General features: G+C 68.9%; 12 protein-coding genes and 1 riboswitch. Of the genes, 2 read left to right on the forward strand and 10 right to left on the reverse strand.

All coding sequences use genetic code 11. The features are described 5' to 3' along the window. Nucleotides 1-4: 4 nt before the first annotated feature. Nucleotides 5-1,333: an aminotransferase-like domain-containing protein gene (locus tag ACZ54P_RS08940; protein ID WP_465460963.1), complete on the reverse strand. Its 1,329-nt coding sequence runs from the start codon at nucleotides 1,331-1,333 to the stop codon at nucleotides 5-7. A gap of 87 nt (nucleotides 1,334-1,420) precedes the next feature. Here ACZ54P_RS08940 and ACZ54P_RS08945 point away from each other — a divergent pair, with 87 nt between their 5' ends. Beyond that, entirely contained in the window at nucleotides 1,421-2,248 is an 828-nt protein-coding gene (locus tag ACZ54P_RS08945) for an ABC transporter ATP-binding protein (RefSeq protein WP_465460964.1), read from the forward strand. A 28-nt stretch (nucleotides 2,249-2,276) separates the two neighbouring features. Continuing rightward, nucleotides 2,277-2,933, forward strand: coding sequence for an O-methyltransferase (locus ACZ54P_RS08950; RefSeq protein WP_465460965.1), 657 nt, complete (start codon nucleotides 2,277-2,279; stop codon nucleotides 2,931-2,933). Nucleotides 2,934-3,002: 69 nt separating this feature from the next. On the opposite strand, the gene ACZ54P_RS08955 is transcribed toward ACZ54P_RS08950, so the two are convergent. The 9 genes from ACZ54P_RS08955 to ACZ54P_RS08995 all read right to left on the reverse strand — a co-directional run bounded on the left by ACZ54P_RS08955 (nucleotide 3,003) and on the right by ACZ54P_RS08995 (nucleotide 14,641). After that, nucleotides 3,003-4,955, reverse strand: a complete 1,953-nt coding sequence (locus tag ACZ54P_RS08955) for a transglycosylase domain-containing protein (protein ID WP_465460966.1) — start codon at nucleotides 4,953-4,955, stop codon at nucleotides 3,003-3,005. A gap of 152 nt (nucleotides 4,956-5,107) precedes the next feature. Beyond that, the gene (locus tag ACZ54P_RS08960; RefSeq protein ID WP_465460967.1) at nucleotides 5,108-5,830 is read right to left on the reverse strand and encodes a FadR/GntR family transcriptional regulator; all 723 of its coding nucleotides are present in this window, start codon (nucleotides 5,828-5,830) and stop codon (nucleotides 5,108-5,110) included. Nucleotides 5,831-5,918: 88 nt separating this feature from the next. Next, nucleotides 5,919-7,292, reverse strand: a complete 1,374-nt coding sequence (locus ACZ54P_RS08965; protein ID WP_465460968.1) for an L-serine ammonia-lyase — start codon at nucleotides 7,290-7,292, stop codon at nucleotides 5,919-5,921. 16 nt (nucleotides 7,293-7,308) lie between these two features. Next, entirely contained in the window at nucleotides 7,309-8,310 is a 1,002-nt protein-coding gene (gene lipA / locus ACZ54P_RS08970; RefSeq protein ID WP_465460969.1) for a lipoyl synthase, read from the reverse strand. Then, nucleotides 8,307-9,575, reverse strand: a complete 1,269-nt coding sequence (gene glyA / locus ACZ54P_RS08975; protein WP_465460970.1) for a serine hydroxymethyltransferase — start codon at nucleotides 9,573-9,575, stop codon at nucleotides 8,307-8,309. Before glyA ends, lipA begins: the two co-directional genes overlap by 4 nt. Nucleotide 9,576: 1 nt before the next feature. Beyond that, nucleotides 9,577-9,954 (reverse strand): glycine cleavage system protein GcvH, encoded by a 378-nt coding sequence (gene gcvH / locus ACZ54P_RS08980; RefSeq protein WP_465460971.1) that lies wholly within the window; start codon nucleotides 9,952-9,954, stop codon nucleotides 9,577-9,579. Between the two features lie 17 nt (nucleotides 9,955-9,971). Beyond that, nucleotides 9,972-11,063, reverse strand: a complete 1,092-nt coding sequence (gene gcvT, locus ACZ54P_RS08985; RefSeq protein WP_465460972.1) for a glycine cleavage system aminomethyltransferase GcvT — start codon at nucleotides 11,061-11,063, stop codon at nucleotides 9,972-9,974. An 8-nt stretch (nucleotides 11,064-11,071) separates the two neighbouring features. After that, nucleotides 11,072-13,906 carry an aminomethyl-transferring glycine dehydrogenase gene (gene gcvP / locus ACZ54P_RS08990; protein WP_465460973.1) on the reverse strand — a complete coding sequence of 945 codons (2,835 nt, stop codon included), beginning with the start codon at nucleotides 13,904-13,906 and terminating at the stop codon, nucleotides 11,072-11,074. 141 nt (nucleotides 13,907-14,047) lie between these two features. Further along, nucleotides 14,048-14,141, reverse strand: a riboswitch (glycine riboswitch). 125 nt (nucleotides 14,142-14,266) lie between these two features. Next, nucleotides 14,267-14,641 (reverse strand): four-helix bundle copper-binding protein, encoded by a 375-nt coding sequence (locus ACZ54P_RS08995; protein ID WP_465460974.1) that lies wholly within the window; start codon nucleotides 14,639-14,641, stop codon nucleotides 14,267-14,269. Between the last annotated feature and the right edge of the window lie 230 nt (nucleotides 14,642-14,871).

The raw sequence follows: 14,871 nt of genomic DNA on the forward strand, positions 1-14,871 counted from the left end.
GGCGTTAGTCGACGCCGTCGTTTTCGGGACGCCCGGCAGCGAGCCCGGCGAGGACGTCCAGGGCCGCCGCCAACGTGTCCAGCGGCGGAGACGACACCGCGAGCCGCACCGCGTTCGGCGCGTGCCCCGGGACGACGGCGAACGCGGCCGCCGGGGTGACCGCGATCCCGCGTCGCGCTGCCGCGGCGACGAAAGTCTCGGCACGCCAGTGCTCGGGGAGTTCCCACCAGCAGTGATACGCCCGCGGATCCGCGCGCAGCGTGAACCCGGCCAGCCGATCCGCCGTCACCCGCTGGCGTTCGGCGGCGTCGAGACGTTTGGCCCGCTCGACCGTTTCCAGGGTGCCGCCGGTGATCCACCGGGTGGCGGCTTCGACGGCGAACCGGGGCGCGACCCAGCCGCCCGAGCGCACCGCCGCGGCGAGCCGCTCCGTCCATTCCGACGGCACGGCGAGGAAGCCGGTGGTCAGCCCGGGGGCGAGCCGCTTGGACATACTGTCGGTGAACACCGTGCGTTCCGGCGCGTACGTCGCGAACGGGCGGACCTCGGGCCGGAGGAAGGTGTAGATCCCGTCCTCGATCACCGGGATGTCCATCCGGCGCACGGTTTCCGCCAGCGCGGCGCGCCGTCCTTCGTCCATTGTGGACCCGAGCGGGTTGTGCAAGGTGGGCTGGACGTAGAGCGCGCGGACGGGTGCGGCGGCGTGCGCGGCTTCCAGCGCTTCGGGCACGAGCCCCTGGTCATCGGTTTCGATGGGCACCAGCTGAGCGCCGAGCCGTCCGGCGAGTGCTTTGACCACGGGATACGTGATCGCCTCGACGGCGAGCCGTTCCCCCATCGGCACGAAGGCGGCGATGGCGGCAGCGATGGCCTCGCGGCCGCTACCGGCGAAGAGCACCTCAGGCGCCCAACCGTCCTTCGCGAACAGCCCCGCGACGGCGTCCCTGGCCTGCTTCGAGCCGGTAACGCTCCCTGGCCGCAGCGCCGCCGACAGGACGTCGTCACGCAGCAGCGGTTCCAGCGCCTTCCCGACCAGCGCGGTCTGCTCCGGGAGGACGGCGAAGTTGAGTTCGAGGTCGATCAGCGCGCCGCCAGGCTCGGCGAGTGCGGGCTCCAGCGGCGGCCTCGCGGCGCGGACGAACGTGCCGCGGCCGACCTCACCGACCACGACGCCTCTCCGGACGAGTTCGCCATACACCCTGGCGGCGGTCGAGTTCGCGATTCCGCGTTCGCGGGCGAACCTCCGCTGCGGGGGCAGCCGGTCACCCGGACGGAGCCTGCCGGCCTCGACATCGGCGGAGATCTCGTCCGCGACTATCCGGTAGTCCTCCACGCCTCATGATGTCATCGGCGGAGGTTGTGAGCCGACTGCGACCTACGGAACACCACAAAAGCGGACGCCTAGGTTAGCCTAACCTGCGTGGAGACCGTGGAAACCCTCATCGAGCAGAGCACGACGTCCCGCCTGCACGCGGACGCGCTGACGCTCGCCTACGACGGCCGGACCGTGGCCGAAGGCCTCGGGGTGGTCATCCCCGACCGGTCGTTCACCGTCATCGTCGGCCCGAACGCCTGCGGTAAGACGACCCTGCTGCGCGCGCTCGCGCGGATGCTCAAACCCCGCCAGGGTTCGGTGTTCCTCGACGGCCAGGTGATCAGCTCGTTCCCCGCCAAGGAGGTCGCGCGGCGGCTCGGCCTGCTGCCGCAGAGCTCGATCGCGCCCGACGGCATCACCGTCGCCGACCTCGTCGCCCGCGGCCGGTACCCGCACCAGCGCCTGCTGCGCCAGTGGTCCCGTGAGGACGCCACCGTGGTCGCGGCGTCCATGCGCGCCACCGGGGTCGACGACCTCGCCGAGCGACTGGTCGACGAACTGTCCGGTGGCCAGCGGCAGCGCGTGTGGATGGCGATGGCGCTCGCGCAGGAGACCGACCTCCTGCTGCTCGACGAGCCGACGACCTATCTGGACATCGCGCATCAGATGGACATCCTCGACCTGTGCGCGCAACTGCACCGGGAACAGGGCCGCACCCTGGTCGCGGTGCTGCACGACCTCAACCACGCGGCCCGGTACGCGACGCACATGATCGCGATGCGGGACGGAGAGGTCTTGGCGACCGGAGCACCCGAAGAGGTCGTGACCGCCGACAACGTCGAAAAGATCTTCGAGTTGCCGTGCCGGGTCATGCCGTGCCCCGAAACCGGGACGCCGCTGGTCATCCCGAAAGCCGGCCGCCGCGCCGCCTGATCGCGGGTAGATTGGCGGCGGAGGTGCCATGTCACAGCAACTGTGGTCCGAAGTGGACGAGTACCTGTCCGGGGTGCTCGTCCCGTCCGATCCCGCTCTCGAAGCCGCGCTGAAGGCCTCGGACGAGGCGGGGCTCCCCTCGATCGCCGTCGCGCCGAACCAGGGGAAGCTGCTCAACCTGCTGGCCAGGATGATCGGCGCGCGGTCCATCCTGGAGATCGGCACGCTCGGCGGCTACAGCACGATCTGGCTCGCGCGCGCCCTGCCGCCGCAAGGCAAGCTCGTCACCCTCGAATTCGACCCGAAGCACGCCGCCGTCGCGCGGGGGAACATCGACACGGCCGGGCTCGGCGGGCTGGTCGACGTTCGCGTCGGCAAGGCGCTGGACCTCCTGCCGTCGGTCGAGGGCCCGATCGATCTGGCGTTCATCGATGCCGACAAGGTCAACAACCCGGCCTACTTCGAAGCGGCACTGAAGATCGTCCGGCCCGGCGGCGTGATCGTGGTCGACAACGTCGTCCGCGGCGGCGCGGTGGCCAACGCCGCCAGCGAAGACCCGAACGTCCAGGGGATCCGGCGGCTGCACGAGATGATCTCCACCGAACCACGCGTCGACGCGACGGCGTTCCAGACCGTCGGCGCGAAGGGCTACGACGGGCTGACCATCGCGCTCGTGAAGTCCTGATCGGCACGCTGCCAGGTCGGCTCGTGAGTGGTAATGACGGTTAGAACCGTCATTACCACTCACGAGCCTTTACCGAGACGGCGCCAGAGTCGGTGCCGGAACCGCCCGCGTTGCGGCGGTTTCCGGCCACCGCACCGGAAGTCGTTGGTGATAGCCGCTCATGAAGCGCTGCCACATCTCGGCCGGGATCGTTTTGCCGGTCAGCTTCTCGCCGGCGGCGTCCCGCATCCGGCGCGGCTCGTCCGAGCCGACCCAGACCGCCGTCGAAAGCTGTGGTGTGTAACCGACCGCCCAGCCACCGGCGTTGTCGTCGGTCTCGTTGAACCGGACGTCGCCGGTCTTCAACGCCGCCGGGCGATCCGGCAGCCCCGTGATCAGCACACGGCTGATCGTGCCGGCGATCCGGCGGCTCAGCGCCTCGTCGTCGTCGAATCCGGGCACCTTGTCCGGCGGCCGCTCCCACACGATCTCGCCGTGCTCGTCCCGGATCTTCGACACCAGATGCGGGGTGGCGCGCATGCCCTCCGCGGCGAAGGTCGCGTAGGCACCGGCCATGTCGCTGGGCCGCAAGGGATACCGGCCGACCGCGATACCGGGTCCGATCAGGAACCCGTCCTTCTCGCGCAAGGTCACCGCGCCGTCGAGGGTCTCCGGGATGCCCGCCGCGCGGGCGCCGTTCCGGACCGTTTCCGCGCCGAGCCTCTTCGCCAGGTCGACGAACGGGCCCTGGGCGTCCTGTGCGAGCGCCTCGCGCAACGTGCACTTCCCGGCCTCACCGCACTGATCCTGGAACTTGAAGGTCTCACCGAGGAAGTCGACCTGTGCGGGTGGTTTCAGCGGCTCGTCCACGTTGACGCCCTGCCTGAGCCCGGCTGCGAGCGTGAAGGGGTGGAACGCCGAACCGGTGCCGTATGGAGTGCCCGCGTAATCGTGCACACTCCAGCCGCCGCCGTTGTAGGCACGGATGGCGCCGGTCCCGGGTTCGACGGCGACCAGCGAGGCGCGGAAGTGCTCCGGCTGCCCTTGCAGCCGTTCCTTGAGCACCTTCTCGGCCGAGTCCTGCGCACGCGGGTCGATGGTCGTCTCGACCTTCATCGCGCCGCCGCGGAGCCGGTCCAGCGGGAAACCGACCTGCTCCAACTCGGCGAGGACCTGCTGTTTGAGGTGGTACTTCTCGTAGGTGACGCGGCCGGCGCGGGTCTCCGACGGCGCCTGGATCGCGTCTTCCGGATAGGTCATCGTGACCGCTTCCGCCTGGCTGACGTACCCGCGGGCGACCAGTTTGTTCACCACGTACGACCAGCGCTTCATGGCGTGCTCGTGGGTGGAGGCGTACGGGTCGTGCACCGAAGGCGACTGGATCATCCCGGCGAGGAAGGCCGCTTCGCTCCAGGTCATCGAGTTGTCGAGCTTGCGGCCGAAGTAGGCGTTCATCGCCGACGCCGGGCCGTAGGTGCCACGGCCGAACGAGATGATGTTGATGTAGCTCTCGAAGATCTCCTTCTTGGTCTGCTGCTGGGTGATCTTCGTGGCGAGCACCAGTTCGGAGAACTTGCGGGTGAGGGTGGCGTCCTCGTTGCCGGTGGACTTCTTGATGTACTGCTGGGTGATCCCCGAGCCGCCGCCGACGCCGGTCACCAGCGCACGGCCGAGTCCAGTGAGGTCGAAGCCCTCGTTATCCCAGAAAGTCGGGTCCTCGGTCGCGACGATCGCGTCGCGCAGCTTCGGCGGGATGGCGTCGTAGGGCACGAAAAGCCGGTCACCGCCGGGCGGGACCACCTTGAGCAGTTCGGAACCGTCCGCGTTCTGCAGGACGACGGTCTTGTCGAGGTCGGCGAGCACTTCCTGGGGGCTGCGGACGTCGAGCAGGACGTACGCGATCCCGAACGCGGCGACCGGGATGCCGATCAGAAGGCCGAACGTCCAAGCGGCGATCCGGCGCCACCTGCGTTTCTTCCCTTCCGGCGCCGGGGTGGCCGTGGTCTCCGACTCGGGTGCGGTTTCGTCATCCGGGTTCTCCACGCCGGGTAAGACGGCCGACCGGGGGAAAAGGTTGTAAGAAAATCACCGGATCGTGTCCTGTCTCCCCGCGTTTCGTCCTCTGAATGCGGTAGTTGGCATCACGAACCACCGCATTCAGAGGACGAAATGCGGCGAGGGGTGACGGGCGGGGGTCAGGCGAGGAAGGCGCGAAGCAGTGAAGCGGTGCCTTCGACGTGCTCGGTCATCGCCCGGCGAGCCGCTTCGGGGTCCCCGGCGAGGATCGCGTCGACGATGGCCTCGTGCTGGGCGTTGGAATGCTCGAGGTTCGGTTCGAGCAGCGGGATCATGTCGAGCAGCTGGTTGACCCGCGTCCGCGCGTCGGCCATCGCCATGGTCAGCGAACCGGACGCGGTGACCTCGGCGATCGCGAGATGCAGCCGCGAATCCTTGCGCCGGTAATCGCCGAGGGAGGCGGCGGCGGCTTCGGCGAGCGTGCTGGTCAGATGCTGCCGGTCGGCCGGGGTGAGGGACCGCGACGCCGCCATCTCGGCGGAGCCGGTCTCCAGGACGTGCCGCAGGCCGAGCGCGTCCTCCAGGGTGGCGTTGTCGACCTTCCGCGCGTCGGCGGCGGGAGGATCGGGCAGGACGTCGTTGACGAACGTGCCGCCATAACGCCCGCGCCGCGATTCGACGTAGCCGGCGTCGGCCAGCGCGCGGATCGCTTCCCGCAGTGTCACCCGGCTGACGCCGAGCCGGTCGGCGAGTTCCCGTTCCGACGGCAGCCGCTCCCCCGCGCCCACCACCCCGAGCCGGATGGCCTGGAGCAGCCTTTCGACGGTTTCCTCGAAGGCGTTGCCCGCGCGCACCGGGCGGAACAGCGCGTCACCCGCGTTCACGACCGTGCTCGATTCCACCCCCCGAGTTTAGGCCGTCCGCGTTTCGTCCTCTGGTTGCGGTACTTGCGCACGCATGTACCGCAACCAGAGGACGAAATGCGCGGGGTCAGCATTCGATGACGTTGACGGCCAGGCCGCCGCGCGAGGTCTCTTTGTACTTCACGCTCATGTCGGCGCCGGTCTCACGCATCGTCTTGATCGCCTTGTCCAGTGTCACGATGTGCGAACCGTCGCCGCGCATCGCCATCCGAGCGGCGTGGATCGCCTTCGACGCGCCGACGGCGTTGCGTTCGATGCACGGGATCTGTACCAGCCCGCCGACCGGGTCGCAGGTCAGCCCCAGGTGGTGTTCGACGCCGATCTCGGCGGCGTTCTCCACCTGCGCGGGCGAGCCGCCGAGGACCTCGGTGAGCCCGGCGGCGGCCATCGCGCTGGCCGAACCGACCTCGCCCTGGCAGCCGACCTCGGCACCGGAGATCGAGCCCGTCTGCTTGAGGATCGAGCCGATCGCGCCCGCGGTGAGCATGAACGTCACGATGCCGTCGTCCGACGACCCGCGGATGAACCGCTGGTAGTAGTGCAGGACGGCGGGGATGATCCCGGCGGCGCCGTTGGTCGGGGCGGTGACGACGCGGCCGCCCGCGGCGTTCTCCTCGTTGACCGCCAGCGCGTACAGGCTCACCCAGTCCATCGCGTACAGCGGATCACCGACGCCGTCCTCGGCGAGCAGCTTCTCGTGCAACGCCTTCGCCCGGCGCGGCACCTTCAGCCCGCCAGGCAGGACGCCTTCGTGCTCGCAGCCGTTGCGCACGCATTCCACCATGACCTGCCAGATCTCCAGCAGGCCTTCACGGACCTCCTCGCGCGTACGCCACGAAAGTTCGTTGCGCAGCATGATCTCGCTGATCGGCAGCCCGGTGTCCTCGCAGTGCTTCAGCAGATCCGCACCGGTGCGGAACGGGAATTCCAGCCGAGTCGAGTCCTCGACGACGACGGTGTCGGTCTCGTAGGACTCGTCGCGGACGAAGCCGCCGCCGACGGAGTAGTAAGTCCGCTCGCGCAGCACCTTCCCATCGGCGTCGAACGCGCGGAAGATCATCCCGTTCGGATGCGCGGGCAGCGACTTCCGCCGGTGCATGGTCAGGTCGGTGTCCTCGACGAACACGATCTCGTGCTCGCCTCGCACCCGCAGCCAGCCCGATTCCCGGATCTCGGCGATCTTGCCCGGCACCGTTTCGGTGTCGATCTCCTCCGGACGCTCCCCGGAAAGCCCGAGCAGCACGGCCTTGTCACTGCCGTGCCCGAACCCGGTCGCGCCCAGCGAGCCGAAAAGCTCCGATTGGACGCGGGTCGTGGCGGGCAGGTCGCCGTCGGCGGCCAGACCGTCCACAAAGGTCAACGCCGCCCGCATCGGGCCCACGGTATGGGAGCTGGAGGGGCCTATGCCGATCGAAAACAGGTCGAAGACGCTGATCGCCATTGATCTGCCCTCCTTCCTATCTGGCCAGCAGTGAGCTGGCTTCCTGTGCTGCGGGGCCTTCGGCGGCCAAGTGGGCGAGGTTCTCCGACAACGCTTCACCACGATGGGCCTTGGTCTGCGCGAACAACCGCCCCGCCCGATACGACGACCGCACCAACGGTCCGGCCATCACACCCGCGAAACCCATCGCCTCGGCCGCGTCGGAATGCTCGACGAACTCCTCCGGCTTCACCCACCGGTCCACCGGATGATGCCGCGGCGACGGCCGCAGATACTGCGTGATCGTCAAGATCTCGCAGCCCGCGTCGACCAGATCCTTCATCGCCGGACCCACCTCGTCCGGGGTCTCACCCATACCCAGGATCAGGTTCGACTTCGTCACCAGACCAGCCTCACGCGCCTTCGTGATGACTTCCAACGACCGCGCGTACCGGAAACCGGGGCGAATCCGCTTGAAGATCCGCGGCACCGTCTCCACGTTGTGCGCCAACACCTCCGGCCGGGAGCCGAACACTTCGGCCAGCTGGTCGGGGTCGGCATTGAAGTCCGGGATCAGCAACTCGACGCCGGTGCCGGGGTTCAGCGCGTGAATCTGCCGCACAGTCTCGGCGTACAGCCACGCGCCACCGTCGGCCAGGTCATCACGCGCGACACCGGTCACCGTCGAATACCGCAAACCCATGGCCTGCACCGACTCCGCCACCTTGCGCGGCTCAGTCCGATCCAGCGCCGCCGGTTTGCCCGTGTCGATCTGGCAGAAGTCACACCGACGGGTGCACTGATCCCCACCGATCAGGAACGTCGCCTCACGGTCTTCCCAGCACTCGTAAATATTGGGGCAGCCCGCTTCTTCACAGACGGTGTGGAGACCTTCACGCTTGACCAGACCCTTGAGCTCGGTGAACTCCGGGCCCATCCGCGCGCGGGTCTTGATCCACGGTGGCTTCTTCTCGATCGGGGTCTGCGCGTTGCGGACTTCGAGCCGGAGAAGTTTGCGCCCCTCGGGGACCGCGCTCATCGGTTGAGGTCCGCGTACAGCGGGTGCTTCTTGGCCAGCAGTTCGACGCGGGCGGACAGCGACTGGCGCAGAGCCTCGTCGAAGTCGGGGCGCAGCGCCTCGGCGATGATGTCGCCGACCTCGGCGAAGTCCTCGGCGCCGAAGCCGCGGGTCGCGAGCGCCGGGGTGCCGATCCGCAGACCCGAGGTGACCATCGGCGGGCGCGGGTCGAACGGGACGGCGTTGCGGTTGACCGTGATACCGACCGAGTGCAGCCGGTCCTCGGCCTGCTGACCGTCCAAAGTGGAGTTGACCAGATCGACGAGCACCAGGTGCACGTCGGTGCCGCCGGTCAGAACGCGGACGCCCGCTTCGGCGCAGTCCGTGCGCGAAAGGCGGTCGGCCAAAATCTTCGCGCCTTCGAGCACCCGCTGCTGGCGCTCGCGGAACTCCTCGCTCGCGGCGACCTTCAGCGCGACGGCCTTGGCGGCGATGACGTGCTCCAGCGGGCCACCCTGCTGGCCGGGGAACACCGCCGAGTTGATCTTCTTGGCGAGTTCCTGGCGGCACAGGATGATGCCGCCGCGCGGGCCGCCGAGGGTCTTGTGCGTGGTCGTGGTGACGATGTCCGCGTACGGCACCGGACTCGGGTGCAGCCCGGCGGCGACGAGACCGGCGAAGTGCGCCATGTCGACCATGACCTTCGCGCCGACCTCGTCGGCGATGCGGCGGAACTCGGCGAAGTCGAGCTGACGCGGGTACGCCGACCAGCCCGCGATGATCAGCTTCGGCTTGTGTTCCTTGGCGAGCCGCTCGATCTCCGCGACGTCGACGATCCCGGTCTCTTTGTCGACATGGTAGGCGACGACGTTGTAGAGCTTGCCCGAGAAGTTGATCTTCATCCCATGGGTCAGGTGACCGCCGTGGGCGAGGTCGAGACCGAGGATCGTGTCACCGGGGTTGAGCACGGCGACCATGGCGGCGGCGTTGGCCTGCGCGCCCGAGTGCGGCTGGACGTTGGCGTGCTCGGCGCCGAACAGCGCCTTCGCGCGGTCGATCGCCAGCTGCTCGATGACGTCGACGTGCTCACAACCGCCGTAGTAGCGACGGCCGGGGTAGCCCTCGGCGTACTTGTTGGTCAGCACCGAACCCTGCGCCTCGAGCACGCCCACCGGGGCGAAGTTCTCCGACGCGATCATTTCCAGGGTCGACTGCTGACGGTCGAGTTCGGCGGCGACGGCCGCGGCGACCTCGGGGTCCACTTCGGACAGGGAGGAATTGAACATCTCAGCTCTCCTGGGTGAGCACGGCGTACGCCTGGGCGTCGAGCAGGGCGGGCACGTCGCCGGACAGACGCACCTTCAGGAGCCATCCTTCGGTGTAGGGGTCCGAGTTGATGACCTCGGGGGTGTCCGTTGTGGTCTCGTTCACCTCGACGACCTCGCCGTCCACGGGCGCGTACAGCTCGCTGACGGATTTGGTCGACTCGACCTCGCCGAACACCTCGCCGCCGGTGACCGTGTCACCGACCGAGGGGAGCTGGACGAACACGATGTCACCGAGCGATTCGGCGGCGAAGGCGGTGATGCCCACGGTGGCGACGCCGTCCTCGACGCGCAGCCACTCGTGTTCCTTCGTGTACTTCAGGTCCTGGGGGATGCTCATGGTCGTTCGAGGGCCTTTCAGGCGCGGGAGTAGAAGGGCAGGGCGACGACCTCGACGGGTTCGATCCGACCCCGGATGTCGACGGAGAGCTCGGTGCCGGGTTCGCTGTGTTCCCGGTCGACATAAGCCATGGCGATCGGGTAACCCAGGGTCGGCGAGAGGGCACCACTGGTGACCTCGCCGATCTCGGTCTCACCGGAAAGGACCGTGTAGCCGTGGCGCGGCGCACGGCGGCCGGAGCCCTTGAGCCCGACGCGCACCCGGGGAACGTCCTTCTTGGACAGTTCTTCGAGCGCGGCCTTGCCGACGAAGTCGCCGGGCTTTTCGAACTTGACGACGCGGCCGAGGCCTGCCTCGAACGGGCTCAGCTGGAGGCTCAGTTCGTTGCCGTACAACGGCATCCCGGCTTCCAGGCGCAGGGTGTCGCGGCAGGCGAGACCGGCCGGGAGCAGCCCGTGCGGCTCGCCCGCGTCGGTGAGGATGCGCCAGACGGCGGGCGCCTCACCGGCCGGGACGTACAGCTCGAAGCCGTCCTCGCCGGTGTAGCCGGTGCGGGCCAGCAGGACGTCGTGACCCTTCACGGCGGCCGGGACGCTCGCGTAGTACTTGAGCGCGCCGAGGTCGGCGTCGGTGACCGCGCCGAGGATCTCGACGGCCTTCGGGCCCTGGACGGCGATCAGCGCCACGTCCTCGGACTTGTTCTCCACGACCGCGTCGAAGCCGGAAACCCGCTCGGCCAGCGCTTCCGCGACCACGTCGGCGTTGCCCGCGTTGGCGACGACGAGGAACTTCTCCTCGGCGAGGCGGTAGACGACCAGGTCGTCCAGGACACCGCCGTTTTCGTCGCAGATCATCGTGTAGCGCGCCCGGCCCGGCTTGACGCCGGACAGGTTGCCGACCAGCGCGAAGTCGAGGGTGTCGGCGGCCTGCGGACCGGTCACCTCGATCTCGGCCATATGCGAGAGGTCGAACAGCCCGGCCGCCTCGCGGACGGCCTTGTGCTCCGCCAGTTCGCTGCTGTAGCGGATCGGCATCGACCAGCCCGCGAAGTCGGTGAACAGCGCACCCAGTCCTTTGTGGACTCCGTGCAGGGACGTCTCTTTCGACATCAAGTGCCTCAGTTCTCGTAGGCGTTGAGCGGCGGGCAAGAGCAGACGAGGTTACGGTCCCCTCGCGCACCGTCGATGCGGCGCACCGGGGGCCAGTACTTGGCCTTGCGATTCACTCCGGCGGGGTACACCGCCACTTCGCGGTCGTACGGCAGATCCCAGGCACCGACCAGGGTTTCCGCGGTGTGCGGGGCGTTGCGCAGCGGGCTGTTGTCCGCGGACCAGCGCCCCTGGGCGACGGCGTCGATCTCCGCGCGGATGGCGATCATCGCGTCGCAGAACCGGTCGATCTCACCGAGGTCTTCGGACTCCGTCGGCTCGACCATCAGCGTGCCGGCGACCGGGAACGACATGGTCGGGGCGTGGAAGCCGTAGTCGATCAGGCGCTTCGCGACGTCGTCGACACTGACGCCGGTCTCCTTGGTGAGCCCGCGCAGGTCGAGGATGCACTCGTGCGCGACCAGGCCGTCCTGGCCGGTGTAGAGCACCGGGTAGTGCTGGTTGAGGCGCTTGGCCACGTAGTTCGCGGCGAGGACCGCTACCTGGGTCGCGGCGGTGAGCCCGCCCGCGCCCATCATGCGGACGTACGCCCAGGAGATCGGCAGGATCGACGCCGAGCCGAACGGGGCGGCGCTGATCGGGCCGACACCGGTTTCGGGACCCGCCTTCGCCAGCATCGGGTGGTTCGGCAGGTACGGCGCGAGGTGTGCGCGGACCGCGACCGGGCCGACGCCGGGGCCGCCGCCACCGTGGGGGATGCAGAAGGTCTTGTGCAGGTTCAGGTGCGAGACGTCGCCGCCGAACTCACCCGGCTTCGCCAGGCCCAGCAGGGCGTTGAGGTTCGCGCCGTCGACGTAGACCTGGCCGCCCGCGTCGTGGACGATCTTGGCCAGCTCGTCGATGGCGTGCTCGTACACGCCGTGCGTGGACGGATACGTGACCATGATCGCGGACAGCGTGTCGCGGTGGGCGTCCACCTTCGCGCGCAGGTCGTCGAGGTCGACGTTGCCCTCGTCGGTGCACTTGACCACGACGACGCGCATCCCGGCCATGACGGCGGAGGCGGCGTTCGTGCCGTGCGCGGACGACGGGATCAGGCAGACCTCGCGCTCGGTCTGACCGTTGGCGTGGTGGTAGGCGCGGATCGCGAGCAGACCGGCGAGCTCGCCCTGGCTGCCCGCGTTCGGCTGCAGCGACACCTTGTCGTAGCCGGTGACCTCGGCCAGCCAGCCGGACAGCTGCTCGACCAGCACGTGGTAGCCCTCGGCGTCCTCGGCCGGGGCGAACGGGTGGATCCCCGCGAACTGGCGCCAGCTGATCGGCTCCATCTCGGTGGTGGCGTTGAGCTTCATCGTGCAGGAACCGAGCGGGATCATGCCGCGGTCGAGCGCGTAGTCGAGGTCGGACAGGCCGCGCAGGTACCGCAGCATCGCGGTCTCGGAGCGGTGCGAGTGGAAGACCTCGTGCGTGAGGTACTCGCTCTCACGGTCGAGGCCGGTGGGCAGCGCGCGGGCGCCTTCGGTGTCGGCGGCGTCGATGCCGAAGGCGTTGAGCACCTTGGCGATGATCGCGGGCGTGGTGACCTCGTCGACGGCGATGCGGACGTGGTCGGCGTCGACCGGGCCGAGGTTGATGCCGTGCTCGCGGGCCACGGCGACGACGGCCTCGGCCTGACCGGGCATACGGGCGAGAACGGTGTCGAAGAAGCCCTCGTGGACGACTTCGACGCCGCCCTTGCGGAGCGCGGCGGCCAGACCGGCGGCGAGTTCGTGGACGCGCGTCGCGATGCGCTTGAGGCCGTCCGGACCGTGGTAGACCGCGTACATCGCGGCCAGCACGGCGGGCAGGACCTGCGCGGTGCAGATGTTCGACGTCGCCTTCTCGCGACGGATGTGCTGCTCACGGGTCTGCAGGGCGAGGCGGTACGCGGGGTTGCCGTCGGCGTCGACCGAGACCCCGACGAGACGGCCCGGCAGCGAACGCTCCAGCCCGGCGCGGACGGCCATGTACCCGGCGTGCGGCCCGCCGTAACCGAGCGGGACACCGAAACGCTGGGTCGAACCGGCGGCGATGTCGGCGCCGAACTCACCCGGCGCGGTGACCAGCGTGAGGGCGAGCAGGTCGGCGGCGACGGTGTACAGCGCGCCGGCGGCCTTCGCGGTCTCGGAGATAGCGGAGTAGAAGCCCGCGCCACGCAGCACACCGGAGGCACCCGGGTACTGGACGACGACGCCGAAGAACTCCTCGGGCAGGCCGGTGAGCAGGTCGCGGACCTCGACCTCGACGCCCATCGCCTCGGCGCGGGTGCGCACGACCGCGATGGTCTGCGGCAGGCACTCGGCGTCGAGGACGACCTTGTTGGACTTCGCCTTCGACACGCGACGCATCAGCATGACGGCCTCGGCGACGGCGGTGGACTCGTCGAGCAGGGAGGCGTTCGCGGTGGTGAGACCGGCCAGCTCGGAGACCATGGTCTGAAAGTTGAGCAGCGCTTCGAGACGGCCCTGCGAGATCTCCGGCTGATACGGCGTGTACGCCGTGTACCAGGCCGGGTTCTCCAGCACGTTGCGGCGGATGACCGCCGGGGTGACCGTGTCGTGGAAGCCGAGGCCGATCATCTGCGTCATCGGCTTGTTGAGCGCGGCGAGCGCGCGAAGCTCGGCGATGGCGTCCTCTTCGGACGCGGCGGGGGGAAGTTCGAGGTCACGGGTGACCCTGATCGCGGACGGCACGGCGGCCTGCACCAGGGCGTCGAGGCTGCCATAACCGACCTCGGCGAGCATCTTGGCCTGCTCGGACTCCGAGGGGCCGATGTGCCGGTCGTCGAAGGACGTACTGGTCAAGGGAGCTCCTTGGGTCAGGCGCCGGATAGACCGGTGCGCTGGGAACTCCCCCTCTGTCATGGCACCTGAGAGTTTCACCGCACAGTGATGCGGCTTTCACCTTGGGTGAGACGCACTTGCGCGCCTGCTTTCCAGAGTGGCCTCGCGGAAGCGGTAGTGGATACCTGAGAGATTCCGGGGAGTTTGCTCCTTCGGTGCCCCACCACGTTCGTGAGGGCTCTCCCGCTCCAGCTCAACGGCCCTGTCTGTAGTTGTGCGCACACCGTACCTGGCGTGTTCGGCGCGCGTCTACTTCAGGCCGACCACGTCACTTGTGTCATTCGCCCGGACACCCGACGTGCCCGGGCGCGTCCGGAGCGATCAGGCGTTCTCCATCATCATCTCGGCGGTGATGGTGCCGCAGAGCTCGGCACAGCGCGTCATCATGTCGGCGGCGTCGGCGAGTTCGGCGTCACCGGTCTTGGCGCACTCCTGGGCGCACATGCGCATCATCTGGGCGGCCAGGCCGCACATCTTCGCGCACATGCGCATCATTTCGAGGTCGGCGACCATGGCCGAGCAGCGCATCATCATGTCGGCGCTCATCCGGGACATGTCCGCGCAGGTCACCATCATCATCCCGAGCTTGGCGCCGCCGACCTCCATGCAGCGCGTCATCATCTCCTCGCACCGGACGTGACACTCGTTGCACAGGTCGATGCAGTCACGCATGGCGGTGCTCATCTGGCGGGTCATTTCCGTGCCTCCGCTGTTCCGGGATCGGGAGCCGGACGGCTCCCGCGTCCCAGACCTACAGCGCAGGTCAGCGGCGCGCCATCCCGGCCACCGGGACGAGTGACGGCCGCGTTGGTCGTGAGTGGCGATTCGGGTTGGAGCCCGAATCGCCCCTCCCGACCCACACGCCCCACCCCGACCCCGGCCCCCCCCCCCTCGGTGCCTCAAACACCCCTCCCCCCCAGAACATT

Source organism: Amycolatopsis sp. NPDC034160 (assembly GCF_055575355.1).